The following is a 14,506-nucleotide window of genomic DNA, read 5'->3' as shown; positions in this document are numbered from 1 at the left end:
CCAGTCAGTTTTCCAGCCGCCACTCGCCGATGATACCCAACCGTTGCCAACGCCTCCTCGCCGCCATCCTGCTGTTTGCCGCGCCCGTGCATGCCGAGACGCTGCTCTGCCACGTCACTTACGGCGGTGAAACGCAGGATCTGGAAGCGCGGCCGGTCAGTTCGCCCTACACCGTCCCGGTGCAGCCGATCGGCTCGTATTTCCTCTTTCGCATCGTTTTTCAGAAAGAACCGGCAGACCTGGCGGCGATCAAGCTCTATGTCTTTGCCGATCGGGACAGCGGACCGCTGCCGATCCAGCAGGCAACACACCCTTACCCGCCGCTCGCAGGCAAGGGCGCAGGCTTCGGCTTTACTGGCCTCAACCAGGTCTATGAGCCGATCCGCGATGGCGAGCTGCAATACTGGTGCGAATGGTCTCCCAGCAGCGGGCCGGCACGATGAGTTGGCGAGGCCGCTTGCGCCTGCTGGTCATCCTGCTCGGCGTACCTGGGGCAATCCTCGCCGGAAGCGCGCGCGCCGAACCCGTCCGTCTGATTTTCGTCGGCGACATCATGCTCGACGATGGTCCGGGCCGCCTGATCCACCGCGGTGGGGATCCGCTCGCACCTTTCGCGGCGCTGCTGCAGGACGCCGACTACCGCATCGGCAACCTCGAATGCCCGATTGCCACGACCGGGAAACCGCTCGACAACAAGATTTTCAGCTTCCGCGCCGACCCGCGCGTGCTGCCCGTTCTGCGCGGGCGATTCGATGCGCTCGGTGTGGCCAACAATCATTCCGGCGATTACGGTCAGGCGGCTTTTCTCGAAACCCTCGCTCATCTCGCCGGCCACGGCATCGCCACCTTCGGAGGTGGTCGCCAATTGACCGAGGCGCACCGTCCGCTGTGGATCGAACGGCGCGGCCTGCGCATCGCCGTGCTGGCCTACAACGAGTTCAAGCCGCGCGCCTTCGAAGCCGGTGCCGAATGGCCGGGAATCGCCTGGAGCGAGGATAGCCAGGTCGTCGCCGACATCCGCGCTGCGCGCGCGGCCGGTGCCGACCTGGTGATTCCTTTCATGCACTGGGGCTGGGAACGTGAACGGCAGGCGAGCCAACGGCAGCGGCAACTGGCCCGTTTGATGATCGACGCCGGTGCCAGCCTGGTGGTCGGCGGGCATCCGCATGTGACGCAAGACATCGAGTATTACCAGGGCAAGCTGATTGTCTATAGCCTCGGCAACTTCGTCTTTGACGGTTTTGACCTCCCCGCAGCCCGGACCGGCTGGCTGCTGCGCCTGACCCTCGACAAGCATGGCCTGCTCAGTTGGGATACCGTGGCCGCGCAGATCGACGAAGACGGCACCCCGCACCCGCAAGCCGGTACCCCCACGCCCTGCGGCCGCGCCGGGGATCGCCTCGTCCGCGAATGCGCCAAGCCCTGAGGTCGCGCATGCCTTTAAGCTGATTTCATGGAAAAAGCGGTACATTCTTGTTTTGACGAGTCGTTGGGGATCAATCGGAGCATGGGGCAGGAGCCACCGGCGTGCAGCGCAGAGTCCTGGCACGCCACCCGCCTGGTCGCAGTGCGCGCGCCGCGTGCTGCCGGCAGAGACCCGTGCTGACGCTGTTGCGCGCCTGGCGCGAGCGTGGCTGGACGCCGATCGATGCGGCGAGCTACGCGCAGGCCTGGCAACAGTACGGTGGCAGCGTCGCCACGCATCCGCTCGTCGTCGAGCGGCTGGCGGGGCTGGCGGCGATACCGGTGCGTTACCTCGGCTGGTTTGCCGGCGATCGACTGCTGGCAGCGATTCCCTGCTGGGGGCCTTATCTGGCGCTGTCCAAGGTGGTGCTCAAAAAGCGCGGGCAGCGCGGCCTGTTCGATCTCGGCAATGCCGAGATCATCCTGCCGATCGCTGCCGAGGCCTCTGTACCGGTGCGTTTGCGAGTGCCATACGTCTCCGAACTGAACGCCGCACGCATCAGCACGCTGCGGCCGCAGCCGCAGGGCCTGGCGTTGGCGCGCCCACCCGAAGACTACGGCAAGAAGTTCCGCTACAACCAGCGCCGCGAATTGCGTCTGCTCGAGGAAGCGGGGGGCAGCATTCGTTCGATGCTCGATTTTTCGCCGTCCGAGCAGGCCGCCATCTACGCAGATTTGTTCGAGCGCCGCTGGGGCTTTGCCGCGCGTGGCGCTGCGCATTTGAGCGAAGTCTTTACGCTGTTGCGTGAATTCATGACCGGCGCGGTGCTGTTGCGCAACGCGCAGCCGATCGCCATCCAGATTCTCTACCGCGTCGAAGCCCCGCAGTGGATTTCTCTCGAATACATCAATGGCGGTGTAGACCCGCAATGCAGAGAGTTCAGCCCCGGCAGCGTCCTCAGCTTCGTCAACACGCAAGCCGCCTGGCAGGATGCGCGCGCGCTCGGCAAACCCTTGCGTTATTCCTTCGGTCGCGCCGATCGTGAATACAAGGATCGCTGGTGCCATCGCGTGCCAGCCTATCAAATCTAGAAAACGTTTTCTCCGCGATGCCAGCGAATTCCTCCACGAGGCCAGCCATGCTTTCACGTAAACCGCAATTACTCTCGCGCTACCGCCGACAGAAACGCTATCTGCTACTCTCGGCCGCGCTCCTGCTCGTCGTGCTTGGCTTTTTCCTCGCCTGGTGGCTGCTGCCCGGCCTGCTGCTGCTCGGCTGGATCACGCATGAGGCCTGGCTGGCCGATCATCTCTTCTATTCGCCACACGATGACTACCAGTACCGCTTCCCGCCCGATACTCCCCGGCAGCAGGTATCGCTGCGCGATGGCCGCGTGCAGTTGAGCGAGCCACTGGCGGCTGGCGAGACCTTGATCCTCGAAATCGAGTTGCGCAGCAGCGGGCTCGGCTACTGGCTCGACCCGCAGGTTCTGCTCGGCGATGACCGGCAGGATTTCGAGCGCGGTGTCTCGGGTCGGCGCTATCTGAATGTCTCGGGACAGGCCGATGTGCTTGCCAGGAGCGAGTTGCTGATCCAGGGGAGACACTGCCGCCTGCCGGCGACCGCCACGCTCTACACATTGCATAACCCGGATTATGCGCAGCGCCGCATCATGGTGCTCGCGCCGCACGCCGATGACGCCGAATTGGCGGCATTCGGCCTCTATAGCCGAGCGTCCGCAGTACTCATCGTGACGCTTACGCAGGGCGAGATCGAGGCAGAGGCGTACCAGCGTTACGACCTCGATGCCGCGCAGGCGGCCAGGCTGAAAGGCCGCTTGCGCAGTTGGGACAGCATCGCCGTACCGCTCTGGGGCAACGTTCCGCAGAAGCGCTGCGTGCAGCTCGGTTACTACTGCCTGCAACTATCGGCGATGCTCGAAGATGCCGCGGAAACCTTTGCTTCCCGCGCATCGGGCGAGTCCGACATCCGCAGCGCGCGCTGCCACAATCCGCTGCCACTGCCAGCCGATGCCGATGGCCAGCCTTCGGGGAAGAACCTGCTCGGTGATCTGGTTGCTCTGCTCGAACACTTTCGCCCGGAAATTGTCGTCACGCCGCACCCGCAGCTCGACCCGCATCCCGATCACTACGCCACCACTCTGGCGATCGATCTGGCGGCAAAACTGGCGAATTGGCAGCCCGAAATCGCCCTGCTCTACGCCAATCACCTGCACGACAACGACCGCTGGCCGATGGGACCGGCCGGCTGCGGCATCGCCTTGCCGCCGGCGTTCACATCGCTGCCCGCCGATGCTCTCTGGAGCCCGACGCTGAGCGAAGCGGTGCAGCTCGACAAAGCCATGGCATTGGCCATGCAGCACGATCTGCAGGGCCGCCTGCCGATCAAGAAACGTCTGCGCCGGCGCATCCAGCAAGTGCTCACTGGTCGTTCCTGGCCGCCCACCGGCGAAAACGAATTTTTCCGCAAGGCCGTCCGCCGCCATGAACTGTTCTGGGTACGTCGTTTCGACGCCTGAGTGTCGAGGGCGCCGGGTAGCGTTCAAGAAAGCTCATCGGTTACTATTCGCCAGAAATCCCCTGCAAGATTGATGAAGGAATGGCATGGCAACCGCAGTGAATCATCCGCAACGCTTTGCTCTCAACTACGAGCTGCATGCCCGCTTACCGGAAACGCTCAACATTCCGGAGCAGGCATCCTATCTGGCCCTCGCCACCGACCCTGCCAACCGGGAGGCCGAGTACGAGCGCCTCGTCGAGCTGTGCACGCGCTACGGCGTGCCTCCCCCGGCGCCGGATGTCAATCACTTCCAGGCCGATCTCGGCACCTTCCGGATCAAATGGGAGCGGCGTACCGAGTGCAACAGCTACACCTTCTTCCGTCAGGGCGAGTTCGACGATCCCTTCGCCAGGCCAGTGATCGCCAGCGTCCCGCCAGACTGGCTGGAGAGCCTGCCGGGGCAGGTGCTCGTGGCCGCGCACGTCGCGCTGCGAAAAGCCCCCAGGAAAGCGACCGGCAACGAGGAACTGGCGACGTATTTCGAAGGCAACCCGCTCGTCGGTTCACGTGTCGGCGACGGCGTCGCCAGCGTGTGGGCCGACTTTCGCATCCATGCGGATGGCTACAGCCGCTTCCTGATCGAAGATTTCAGCCTCACCCCGCGCCAGGCGGGACGGATGGTGCAGCGCTTGCTGGAGATCGAAACCTATCTGATGAGGGCGCTGCTCACCCTCCCGGTGGCCCGGGCGACCATGCCGGTGCTGGTCGATGTCGATCAGCGACTGGCGGCGCTGATCAACGAAATGGTCGAGGCCAGGAGCGAAGATGAACCGGCGCTGCTCGACCGGCTCACCAAACTCGCCGCCGTCGTCGAGAGCACGATTTCATCGACTCTGGGTCGGATTTGCGCCGCGCGCGCCTACCACGAGTTGGTCGATCGTCGTATCGTCGAACTGCGGGAAGTGCGTGTCGAAGGTCTGTCGCCCCTGCGCGAGTTCGTCGAGCGGCGCCTGATGCCGGCGATGAACACCTGCGAAACCGTGGCCAGGCTCCAGGACAGCCTGTCGGAACGAGTCGGTCGTGCCAGCGAATTGTTGCGCACGCGGGTCGACATCGCGATGCAAAGGCAGAACCAGGCGCTCCTGAGCGCGACGGCACGGCGGGCCAGACTGCAACTGCGCCTGCAGGAGACCGTCGAGGGATTGTCGGTAGCCGCGGTCAGCTATTACGTGGTCGGCCTGATCGCTTACATCACCAAGGCAATCAAGGCGGCGGGCGTCGATGTCAATCCGGATGTCGTCACCGGGGTGGCGATTCCGATCGTGGTCATCAGCGCCGCGATGGGGGTCCGACACATCCGTCGCGTCGTGCAGCGTGCAGCGATGTAAAGCAACAGCTAGCAGCCGGGCTCACATCGTTTTGTGAATGCAGTAGAACCGCCGAACCTGGCCCATTGGTTCGCCTTTGATCGTTTCACACCACTTGCGGGGCTGAACGCAGAGCCTCCGCCGACTGACCCCCTGCCGCCTTCGCCCCTTCGCCACCATGTCCAGTCTCCCCAAGCCATTTTCCCCGCCTCCGACCAACGCTGCGCGATGTCCGAGCTGCCAGGTACCGATGGCAGTTCATCGATTCCAGCGCCAGCTCAGCGGCGAACTCACTTTGGATCTCTGTTTCGCCTGCCAGGGCATCTGGTTCGACGAATATGAGAGTGCGCAATTGGCGCCAGCGGGGGTCCTCGAACTGTTCCGGCTGCTGCACCAGCATTTTGCCGACTCGCGCCAGCCTTGGCGCCAGCCGCTGCGCTGCCCGCGCTGCCAGCAGTCGCTGCTGGCCTGCCTCGACAGCACGCGCGCCGGCCGTTTTGCCTACCACCGTTGCCCGCAACGGCACGGCCGTTACACCGGATTTGCCGCATTCATGATCGAAAAGGGCTTCGTTCGTCTGCTCAACGGCGCCGAAGTCGATCAACTCGCGCGCCAGGTGCAGACCATTCGCTGCTCCGGTTGCGGCGCGCCGGTCGATATTTGTCGCGACCAGGTCTGCAATCACTGCCGTTCACCGATCGTCATTCTCGACCCCGACGCCGTGCAGAAAGCACTTGATGACTTCGGCAAGAAAGCGAACCGGCAGGCAAACCTTGACCCGCAGGCCCTTGCCGAAGCGCTGATCGCCAACGAGCGTGCCAGATTGCGGGCGAAGCGGCAGGAGCACAAGGACCGATTAGCACCCGACGTCGTGGATCTCGTGCTCAACGGTATCGAGGGCGTGTGGCTATTGCTGAAGAATTAATGTGAAAGTCGCGTATGCGACTCACGAATCTCCCCTCCCCCCGCGCGGGGGAGCAACCGTGTCTAACGTCAGAGCGTGTTAAAAAACCTAACCTATTGATTTATAATGATTGCTCATCCGGAAGGCGGGAAGAGAGGCCTGTCTGACCCGGGAGAATATTCCATCCGTTTAAACACGCCATTGTCTATCTATTATATGAGCAGAGCAACCTACGATTCCGATCTGACGAACGAACAGTGGAAAATAATAGAACCGTTCTTGAATGAACGCCATCCGCTCGGGTGGGGGAGACCTCAGGGCCTTGCCACTCGGTTGTCATAGCGGCGTGAGCCCCAGGGAACGCCTACGAAATAACTTCCCGTTTTGACTGTGCGCTCGGGCATGCCACTTGCTTGCTTGGTTGTTCTGAAAACAGCAAAGGGAATGCAGCGTGGGCTATTACCGGGAAGACGTAGAGCGGCGAATGAAGGAATTCTATCGGCGACTATCGGAAAAGGATCGTCGCCGGTACGCGGCGGTGGAGTCTGACAAGTTAGGGCATGGGGGCCAGCAGTACATCGCGCAGTTGTTTGAGATCGATAGCAAGACGATCCGACAAGGACTGGCCGACCTGGACATAGCGGAAGAGGCGACGGGGGATAAGCTCCGAAAAAAGGCGGTGGGCGGAAGCGTAAGCTCGACCTGACGCCCGAATTATCGACGACGTTTCTGGACGTCGTTCGAGAGCATACGGCGGGCTGTCCGCAGCACGCCATTCGTTGGACCCATCTGCGCCAGCCGGAGATTGCCCGGCGCATTAGCGCGACGGGAACCCCGGTCAGTTGCCGGATTGTTCGCCAGTTGCTGAAGCAGCATGGCTTTGTTCGCCGTCAGGCGCAGAAGAAGACGTCGTTCAAGCAGCACCCTGAGCGCAACCCGCAGTTTGAAAACATCACAGCGCTCAAGGCCGCGTACCTGGCGGCTGGTCAGCCCGTACTCTCCATGGACACCAAGAAGAAAGAGATGCTCGGCAATTTTTACCGGAACGGCACGCTTTACACCCGAGAGACCCTGGCCGTGCTGGATCATGACTTTCCCAGCTATAGCGAAGGCAAAGTCGTACCGCATGGCTTGTACGACATCGGTTTGAACAAAGCCCATGTCAATCTGGGCACGAGTCATGACACCACGCAGTTCGCGTGTGACAGCGTGGAACGTTGGTGGTCTTTGCACGGACGTCACGATCATCCCAATGCCGATAAGATATTGATTCTGTGCGATGGCGGTGGCAGCAACCCCTCACGCTCGCCGTTGTTTCAGCAGGACTTGCAAGCGCTTGCCAATCGGCTCAAGCTGGAAATTCGGATCGCCCACTTCCCGCCGTATTGCTCCAAGCACAATCCGATTGAGCACCGCGTCTTCCCCCATGTCACGCGCGCTTGCGAAGGCGTCGTATTTGAAAGCGTGCCTCTGGTCAAACAACTGATCGAGCGTACCCAGACTCGAACTGGACTTCAGGTCACCGTCGATATTATCGATCGCGTCTACGAAACCGGACGGAAAGCGGCGCTTGATCTCAAGGCATCCCTGCGCATCGTCGCCGATGCACTACTGCCCCCATGGAATTACACCATCCTGCCAAATTCAACAGCATAAAACCGGGAAGTTATTTCGTGGGCGTTCCTCAGTGTCACGCGTTGCACCGTCACCGCGACCTCGACGAAGAAGCCGAGTTCGCTCGACAGGTACGGCAGGGGTGTAACCCGTCTCCCGCGCCGAAGGTTCAAGCGGCTTGAGGTATCGGCCAATCCTCGATCTCATACAGAGTGGTATGTGGATACAGCCGCTCGGATTCGCGCTGGACACGGAAGGCGGTGAAGTCTTCCCATTTCTGGTTGATGGCGATGCAGCGCAATTGCAGCATGGCTTGGGCGCCGGCCACCGTCCAGTGCATCCCGGTGCGTTCCAGCCGATCCTTGACCACATGCCGACAGGCCCCTTCGATCACGCCGGAGGCGATGGGATAGCCCGTTGCCAAGTATTGGTCATAGCGCATCCTTTCCCAATTCTTCTCGAAATAGTTACACACGGCTTCCACTTTCTGGCGAGTGGCGGGAGACAGCGGCCGGGTTTTGACCTCCTGCCGGAACCAGACCGTCAGTTCCTGTGCCTGCCCATTCAAGAGCAGAAAGATATACCCATTCATTCTGATCCGGTGTTGGGCGGGTTCGTCGAGGAGATGAGCCAGTTCCCATAGCTTTTCGGTGACATGCAGAAAATCCAGGATCTCCACCCGCGGCCGCTCCCCCAGTGCCGCTCGAGCATCCCCCCATAGGCAGACCTGCCCATCCATGACCACTACCACCGGCTTGATCCCCGCCGGGTCGCGTTGGCAGACTTGCTCTCCCAGCCAGGGAAAGATGACGTCACGGGCGTTGATTTTCTCATCGTTGGCCGCCGCCTGGGTCAGGCTGGCGCGCACGGCCTTGGCAATCGGCTTTTTCCGTGCCTCGGCGGCCTCCGCCGGTGTTTTCGGTTCCAGCGGGCTACGAAACAGGCTGTGCAGCACTTGTTCCGCCGTGCGCACCTGGGGCTGAGCGTCATAGACCGCACCGACGATCGCCATCTTCTTGCGATCCTTCGGCGGACCGCGATGGCCGTCATGCGCCTGGATCGAGGGCGCCTCCGCCGGTTTGCGCATCGGCACCCCTTTGCCGTCCGCACTGACCACCACGAACTCGCCTTTCGGCGCCGGCTCGGCGGGCGTCTGCTCCCAATAGTCCGCGGCGAGTTCCGCCATCGCCCGGTTGCTCCGCTCCAACGCCGACACTCCGGTTGTCCAACCCAACAGGTGGCCCAACACCTCCACGACCTGTTCGAACGAAAATTGTACCGCCAGCGCCTGCGACCACTCCTGCCACAGGTAGGAATACGCACTCTCCGGCAATTGCAAGCGCGCATCCAGCGGTATGTACTCCTGGGCTTGCTTTTCCCGTTCCCCGTTCCCCGTACACCGTACACCGTGCGCCATAACACCCACTCGCCAAACACCGACACGTAGCGCCTCGGCCGCGTCCCTTCCAGGCGCCGAAGCACCCGCCCGTCTTCCAACTCCACCTGCGCCCCCTGATCGCCCGGCCCCAAGCGCTTGAAAAAATACCCCAACAGGGCAAACCCCAAAGCCAAGACTTTCCGGAACAGGTGCCGTTCGACTTCATGCACCGCCGTCCCCGTCCGGGCGAAGGCTTCCATTTCCCGCCACAGGTCTTCCAACTGCTCCTGCATTTGTCTCTTGTTTTCTTCCCAATTAGTATCTGTCCAGAAATAAGTTGTACAAGTTCAAACCGATGGCCGGATGGTGTAGTTCCATTCACCATGAAACTCGGAGCGTTCTATGTGAACTTTATCGAGTTCATCATCAGTCACGTGTATGCCTTTCGCGTAGGTGTTGGTATCCATCTCCGCCTCAATTTTTAGGCCTGCTTGTGTGGTGGTGGCAGCAATCAAATTGACGATGACCTCATGGCTGACCAGAGGCTTTCCTCGCCAATTCATACTGATGTAGCTGAACATCCGATGTTCGATCTTATTCCATTTGCTAGTTCCCGGTGGAAAATGGCAGATCGAGATGCATAGGCCGGTTTGGTCGGCCAGACGCTGTAAAGCGACCTTCCATAACCGTACTCTCGCCCCATTGCTGCCACCACCATCCGCAGTCACCAACAGTTCGGTAGCCCCGGGATAACGAATTCGTCCCATCTTTTCCCACCACCGTCGTAACGTTTCCACCGCAAACTCGGCGGTGTCATGATCGACCCCAACGCTAACCCAACCGGTGTTTGCCGTTGGATCATAGACGCCATAGGGATTCACTTTGCCTAGGGTCTTGTCGATAAAGTCATGAACGCGAACCGGTTCGGGGTTTCCTTTGGGGCGCCACTCTCGGCCTCCATTTTTGAAGTCCCCGACGAGTTCCTTTTTCTTGGTATCGACTGAAACCACAGGCTGTCCCCGTCGTTGGAAATCCTCGACTCGACCGTGAATGTAACGGAATTGAGCATCCCGGTCCGGATGGACGGTGCCTTCCTTGGTCTTTTGATTTCCCTGAAGGCTATAGCCCAACTTATCCAGCAAAACCGCTACGGTCTGACGACCAATCCGGTGGCCTTGTTGTTCAAGGGCCGCCGCCAGTTGACGGGTACTCAGACAGGTCCACCGTAAAGGATTCTCAGGGTCTCCCCGGGTGGTCGGTTCCACCAATCTTTCCAGCGCCGAGAGCAATGTCGGCTCGTGCTCGATCAGCTTCTTGCGTCCACCCCCTGCTTTTCGGACGTGTCTACGAGAACCCGCCGGGTCGTCCTGGGCATGACCGCATTTTTCCGAATACAGCGTCATTCGCGATAGCCCCGTGGCTTTAGCGACGATGCTTTGTCCGCCGTAACCGAGCGCCTCGGCTTCCGCCAACGCCCACACACGACGCCCCCGCTCATCCAAAACCGTGGACACGCGCTCGAACTTCTTACGGATCGTTTCAACTAGCTCGTCATTACTCATGACGAGATCGTCGCCTACTCGTATAAGTTGTACAAGTTATTTCTGGACAGATACTTAGTTTGCATGTTGTTCATCGTGAGTTCCTCGTGTCAATGGGCCGAAGGCGTTCGCTTCTCACGTCGGCCTTCCTCCCTGTAAATTCGCGCGCTACTTGGCACAAATTCGCGCGCTACTTGGCACAGGACAAGCGCATATTTCGGGCGTTAAACGGAAATTTCAACGACCGTCAGCGAGGGCGCAATTCCGTCAATTACACCGCCCCGAATAAACACCGTTTGACCAAGCTCCGCTACGCCTTTGGCGGTGATCGTGGAGCCATCTGGAAGGGTCACGGTACGGACCTCATTGGTGATGCTGGACACCTCTCCAACCAGCAGCGGATCGCTTGGGAACAAGCTTAAAAATTCGCTCAGCAGGTTACTCATGACACTCGATCTCGATGGTCTGGCGGACGGTCGGCAAGACCGCACTGATGGATACGGATCGGACCATTCCACGCCTGGAATTGGCTCCGTCAGAGAACGCCACGAACGCCCCCACGGGGTAGATTCCGACCCCTGAAAATACCGGCGTTTCGAGGGTGATCAGTTGCTGCGGGCCGGTGTCGGACAGCACCGAAATACCTCGCTGGCGAGCGGCATCCGAGTGGGTGGTCAGGGCGTCGACCAGCATCGGCGCAAGCAGGTCGCCAGCCGTCCCGGCACGGGTGACGTGCGCGAGAATCCCAGCCCCCTCGCCACTGATATACACCGAGTTGTATGCGGGCTTTTGCAGCCACTGGACGGCCTCGCGCGTGGTGGCTGCGGACGGCAGAGAGTAGTCGGGAACCACGCCGGACCAGTCCCACGGGGCCACCGGGTAGCGCGGCAGGACAGACAAGGTGCGGTCGGTACGGCTGGCCTGGAGATAGCCGCCGGCGGCCGCGGCAATGCGCGCACAGGCTTCGATCGCGCTGCCACGGTGAGACCAGACCCCCGCCGGGACTAGCCAGTCCGTCAGATGCCAGTCGATATCCCAGCCGATACTCACGCCGTTGAGCAGCAGCGCGTCGTTCATCAACTGCTGCGCGGTGCGGTCCTCGGCATTCATCCGGCTGATCGTGGGCGCATACGGCGCGCCCAGTGCCGCGGCGAGGCCCCGCCCGGAGACCGAGATACGGGCATGGCCGAACCGTCGATCGCGCGTTATTTTCTCCGCCAGCAGCCGAAAATTAACGTCGTTCACGACCGCCTCCAGCTCGACCGGCTGCCCTGGTCCATCCGGCAGGACATCGTCGAGATAGCTGGCCGGCAGACTCGCACTCCAGCCCCATACCCAAGAGTTGGCATCAATCGACACCGACAGCGATAGCGCCGGCAGAGCCAGCGAATTGGATACCCGCGTCAAGGTTACTTCATTGGTCACCAGATACGTCCTCAAAATGGGGATCGAAATATGCGCGCGAGACCCCAGCCACGGAAAGAGTAGATCCGGATCGCCGACATACCAGGGAGGATCGGGATCCGGCCCTGGCGGGATGGGCGATCGACCCGCCTCCGGCGCCCGCCCGATCTGCCAGGGGTGATGCACGATCAGCAGATGCTGGGTGCCGACGCCCGAGGCCAGATCGATGTCTGCCGGCAGCGGCGCCCCCTCCTCCCAGGGCACGGCCAGCGGCGGACGCGCCCAGCGAAACAGCTCGACCCACGCGGCCGCGGTCCGCTGCGGCCTGGGCAAGGCGTCCTCGAACGGGATCGCCTGTGCCGGCCGCACGGCCATGGATAACGGCCGGAATTTCTCGGCCAGAACGGTTCGGCGCCGCTGTCCCTCGGCCCAGGGGATGCGTACCTGGGGGCGAAAATCCCGCCGCGGGATCTGCCAGAGACTGCGGACCTGCCAGAGACTGCGGGCCGCCTGATCCCCCTCGATCCGGGCATCGACCTGGCCGACTCGAGGCGCACGATGCGCCAGCGCACCATACTGATCGCGATCCGCTGCGCGCTTCCAGGAGCTTCCCGCCCAGCGGAACGGCGCGCGGTTGACGGCATTGTCGTAGTGGATCGACAGCGCCGGGAGAGGCCCCGCGAGCGTGGCGACGCTCCCCAGTGGGGGCACGGGCGCAATGGCGATCGCCTGGCCAGGCCGGGCCAGCAGCACGGACATCCCCACCGGCACGGCGCCGGCCACCAGGGGACCATCGAAAAGCGGCAGAGGCAGCACCAGCGCACTGCCGAGCTGGCGAACCTCCGGCGGGTTGCCGACATCGCCAAAAACCAGGTTGACCCCCGGCCGCGCGTCGGCAAAAAGCAGATCCGCGCTCACGACGAGGTCACGGCTCGGTCAGCGTGGCGTTGAACAGAAAGACAAAAGCGCCGGCATACATCACCACATCCGGCAGTGTAAAGGCCGCGCCGGGCGTGCCGGTGACCGCCACATTGCCATCCAGCATCCAGTAGCCATCCCCGTCGCGCGCGCGTGCCCACAGGACGGTACCGCCCGTCAGCAACTGCGCCGGCTGCGTCGTCGTGAAGGAAATCACCCCCGCGGACACCGTCCCGCAGGGTTTTTGCAGGGTGATGATCGTTGCCGGGCTGCCGCCAGGAGCCGCTCCCGCAGCCGGCTGGGTCGTGTAGTACAGCTCCAGCGTCCCCGGCGTCGCCGCCCGATCGAGTTGAGCGACGATGGCATTGGCGCGCGCGTTGCGCACGAAATCGGAAAAAAACAGGCTCATGGGATCAGATCCGGGGTGATCGCATCATCGATGACCGCATTGTAGAGCCCGGTATGATCGTGCGACATCACCACATACGTGAGGTCGTGCCGGATGTGGTCAAACACGTAGTTGCCGGCGGCATCGCTCCAGGTCTCGCGCGCCAGAACGCCGTCCCGCTTGCGCAGCAAGCGCACACGGCGAGAAACCGGGTAGTCCGGGACGCCCTTGTTTTTCACCGTGCCCACGATCCGCCCCCGGCCGCCGTGCTCGGCATCGAGCAGCAGGCTTCCGGGCGGTGACCGGACGGCCTTCCAGGCCGGCAGCGCGGGCCGCACTAGCGGCACGACTGGCGCAGCCCGTACATAATCCAACGAAAACCCTTCCTCGAACGGCCCGCTGTCCGGGACATAGGCGCTATCGTTCCGCCCGGATTTGCACATGATCCGAAGCTGGCTCAGATACCCGTACAGGGGTGCATCAACCGACGGGTACCCGGATTGATCGCCGCCGATGCGGACGATATTGGTCGTGCCGCCGCTGGGCATGTCCAGGTCCGGGCGTGATGCGATGATCAGCCCGTTTTTGAAAATCAGCGCCTGGCGGTTGAAGACCGATACCTGGAAATCCTGCCACGTATTCAGCGCCACCGGCTCGCCGCCGGTGAAGAGGGAATTCTTCCCGCTGATCTGCACGTAGGCGCCGATATCGTGATATTGGTTAATATCGACACAGAAGGCGGCGCTGCTCCCGTTCGTCCCGATATTGATCAGCCTGCACTCGGTCCCCGTGGCCGGATAGGCGAGCAAATAGAGAGAAAACGAAATCGAGAGAGACGAGCCATCGAACAGAAAATCGGAAGACGCCGCGCAGCTCAGCCGGTCGTTGGCCCCGCCCGGAAAGTAGGCAGACCCCTCGCCCGCAAACCGGCTCTGCGCCGTCGAGATGACGACCCCGCCGGATCGCGTGAAGGTGTGTCCTTTGACATCCGGGAAGGATGTCGACCCGTTGCTGCCGGACAAGTGCAGCCCGGCATTCAGGAGAGGCCAGAGCGGATCACCCATCGA

At 62.0% G+C, this 14,506-nt stretch carries 14 protein-coding genes; 8 read left to right on the top strand and 6 right to left on the bottom strand.

From position 1 onward, the window contains the following. The first annotated feature begins 29 nt into the window (after positions 1-29). From V5B59_RS17490 to V5B59_RS17455, 8 genes are all read left to right on the top strand, one after another. Complete coding sequence (locus V5B59_RS17490; protein WP_248594603.1) at positions 30-443, top strand: hypothetical protein; 414 nt, start codon at positions 30-32, stop codon at positions 441-443. Next, positions 440-1,426: a CapA family protein gene (locus V5B59_RS17485; protein ID WP_169068949.1), complete on the top strand. Its 987-nt coding sequence runs from the start codon at positions 440-442 to the stop codon at positions 1,424-1,426. Before V5B59_RS17490 ends, V5B59_RS17485 begins: the two co-directional genes overlap by 4 nt. A gap of 173 nt (positions 1,427-1,599) precedes the next feature. Continuing rightward, the gene (locus V5B59_RS17480; RefSeq protein WP_169068998.1) at positions 1,600-2,496 is read left to right on the top strand and encodes a GNAT family N-acetyltransferase; all 897 of its coding nucleotides are present in this window, start codon (positions 1,600-1,602) and stop codon (positions 2,494-2,496) included. Positions 2,497-2,543: 47 nt separating this feature from the next. Next, on the top strand, positions 2,544-3,944 hold the full coding sequence (locus V5B59_RS17475; RefSeq protein WP_169068948.1) for a PIG-L deacetylase family protein: 1,401 nt from the start codon (positions 2,544-2,546) through the stop codon (positions 3,942-3,944). An 85-nt stretch (positions 3,945-4,029) separates the two neighbouring features. Beyond that, the gene (locus V5B59_RS17470; RefSeq protein ID WP_169068947.1) at positions 4,030-5,313 is read left to right on the top strand and encodes a DUF3422 family protein; all 1,284 of its coding nucleotides are present in this window, start codon (positions 4,030-4,032) and stop codon (positions 5,311-5,313) included. 157 nt (positions 5,314-5,470) lie between these two features. Continuing rightward, positions 5,471-6,217 carry a zf-TFIIB domain-containing protein gene (locus tag V5B59_RS17465; RefSeq protein ID WP_169068946.1) on the top strand — a complete coding sequence of 249 codons (747 nt, stop codon included), beginning with the start codon at positions 5,471-5,473 and terminating at the stop codon, positions 6,215-6,217. A gap of 463 nt (positions 6,218-6,680) precedes the next feature. Then, complete coding sequence (locus V5B59_RS17460; RefSeq protein WP_248594609.1) at positions 6,681-6,902, top strand: hypothetical protein; 222 nt, start codon at positions 6,681-6,683, stop codon at positions 6,900-6,902. Continuing rightward, positions 6,899-7,852, top strand: coding sequence for an ISAzo13 family transposase (locus V5B59_RS17455; protein ID WP_332352159.1), 954 nt, complete (start codon positions 6,899-6,901; stop codon positions 7,850-7,852). Before V5B59_RS17460 ends, V5B59_RS17455 begins: the two co-directional genes overlap by 4 nt. Positions 7,853-7,979: 127 nt before the next feature. Here the strand turns inward: V5B59_RS17455 and V5B59_RS17450 are convergent, their stop codons facing one another. The 6 genes from V5B59_RS17450 to V5B59_RS17425 form a co-directional block, all read right to left on the bottom strand. Further along, entirely contained in the window at positions 7,980-9,227 is a 1,248-nt protein-coding gene (locus V5B59_RS17450; protein WP_332352128.1) for an ISKra4 family transposase, read from the bottom strand. A gap of 308 nt (positions 9,228-9,535) precedes the next feature. Beyond that, positions 9,536-10,750, bottom strand: coding sequence for an ISAzo13 family transposase (locus tag V5B59_RS17445; protein ID WP_332351424.1), 1,215 nt, complete (start codon positions 10,748-10,750; stop codon positions 9,536-9,538). A gap of 203 nt (positions 10,751-10,953) precedes the next feature. Beyond that, a complete protein-coding gene (locus V5B59_RS17440) occupies positions 10,954-11,175 on the bottom strand; it encodes a hypothetical protein (protein WP_332352127.1) in 222 nt (73 codons plus the stop codon). Further along, on the bottom strand, positions 11,168-13,051 hold the full coding sequence (locus V5B59_RS17435) for a hypothetical protein (protein ID WP_332352126.1): 1,884 nt from the start codon (positions 13,049-13,051) through the stop codon (positions 11,168-11,170). Before V5B59_RS17435 ends, V5B59_RS17440 begins: the two co-directional genes overlap by 8 nt. A 7-nt stretch (positions 13,052-13,058) precedes the next feature. Further along, positions 13,059-13,460: a hypothetical protein gene (locus V5B59_RS17430; RefSeq protein WP_332352125.1), complete on the bottom strand. Its 402-nt coding sequence runs from the start codon at positions 13,458-13,460 to the stop codon at positions 13,059-13,061. After that, a complete protein-coding gene (locus V5B59_RS17425; protein ID WP_332352124.1) occupies positions 13,457-14,503 on the bottom strand; it encodes a hypothetical protein in 1,047 nt (348 codons plus the stop codon). The genes V5B59_RS17430 and V5B59_RS17425 overlap by 4 nt, the downstream gene beginning before the upstream one ends. Between the last annotated feature and the right edge of the window lie 3 nt (positions 14,504-14,506).

The organism is Candidatus Accumulibacter contiguus (assembly GCF_036625285.1).
GTDB lineage: Bacteria > Pseudomonadota > Gammaproteobacteria > Burkholderiales > Rhodocyclaceae > Accumulibacter > Accumulibacter contiguus.
Note: the sequence above shows the minus strand (reverse complement) of the source record. Positions and strands in the feature narration are given on the sequence as shown.

What these genes read in the sequence shown, in the direction of transcription:
- V5B59_RS17490 (WP_248594603.1), top strand. Translation starts at nt 30, where the DNA reads ATGATACCCAACCGTTGCCAACGCCTCCTCGCCGCCATCCTGCTGTTT.
- V5B59_RS17485 (WP_169068949.1), top strand. Translation starts at nt 440, where the DNA reads ATGAGTTGGCGAGGCCGCTTGCGCCTGCTGGTCATCCTGCTCGGCGTA.
- V5B59_RS17475 (WP_169068948.1), top strand. Translation starts at nt 2,544, where the DNA reads ATGCTTTCACGTAAACCGCAATTACTCTCGCGCTACCGCCGACAGAAA.
- V5B59_RS17470 (WP_169068947.1), top strand. Translation starts at nt 4,030, where the DNA reads ATGGCAACCGCAGTGAATCATCCGCAACGCTTTGCTCTCAACTACGAG.
- V5B59_RS17465 (WP_169068946.1), top strand. Translation starts at nt 5,471, where the DNA reads ATGTCCAGTCTCCCCAAGCCATTTTCCCCGCCTCCGACCAACGCTGCG.
- V5B59_RS17460 (WP_248594609.1), top strand. Translation starts at nt 6,681, where the DNA reads ATGAAGGAATTCTATCGGCGACTATCGGAAAAGGATCGTCGCCGGTAC.
- V5B59_RS17450 (WP_332352128.1), bottom strand. Translation starts at nt 9,227, where the DNA reads ATGGCGCACGGTGTACGGTGTACGGGGAACGGGGAACGGGAAAAGCAA.
- V5B59_RS17445 (WP_332351424.1), bottom strand. Translation starts at nt 10,750, where the DNA reads ATGAGTAATGACGAGCTAGTTGAAACGATCCGTAAGAAGTTCGAGCGC.
- V5B59_RS17440 (WP_332352127.1), bottom strand. Translation starts at nt 11,175, where the DNA reads ATGAGTAACCTGCTGAGCGAATTTTTAAGCTTGTTCCCAAGCGATCCG.
- V5B59_RS17430 (WP_332352125.1), bottom strand. Translation starts at nt 13,460, where the DNA reads ATGAGCCTGTTTTTTTCCGATTTCGTGCGCAACGCGCGCGCCAATGCC.
- V5B59_RS17425 (WP_332352124.1), bottom strand. Translation starts at nt 14,503, where the DNA reads ATGGGTGATCCGCTCTGGCCTCTCCTGAATGCCGGGCTGCACTTGTCC.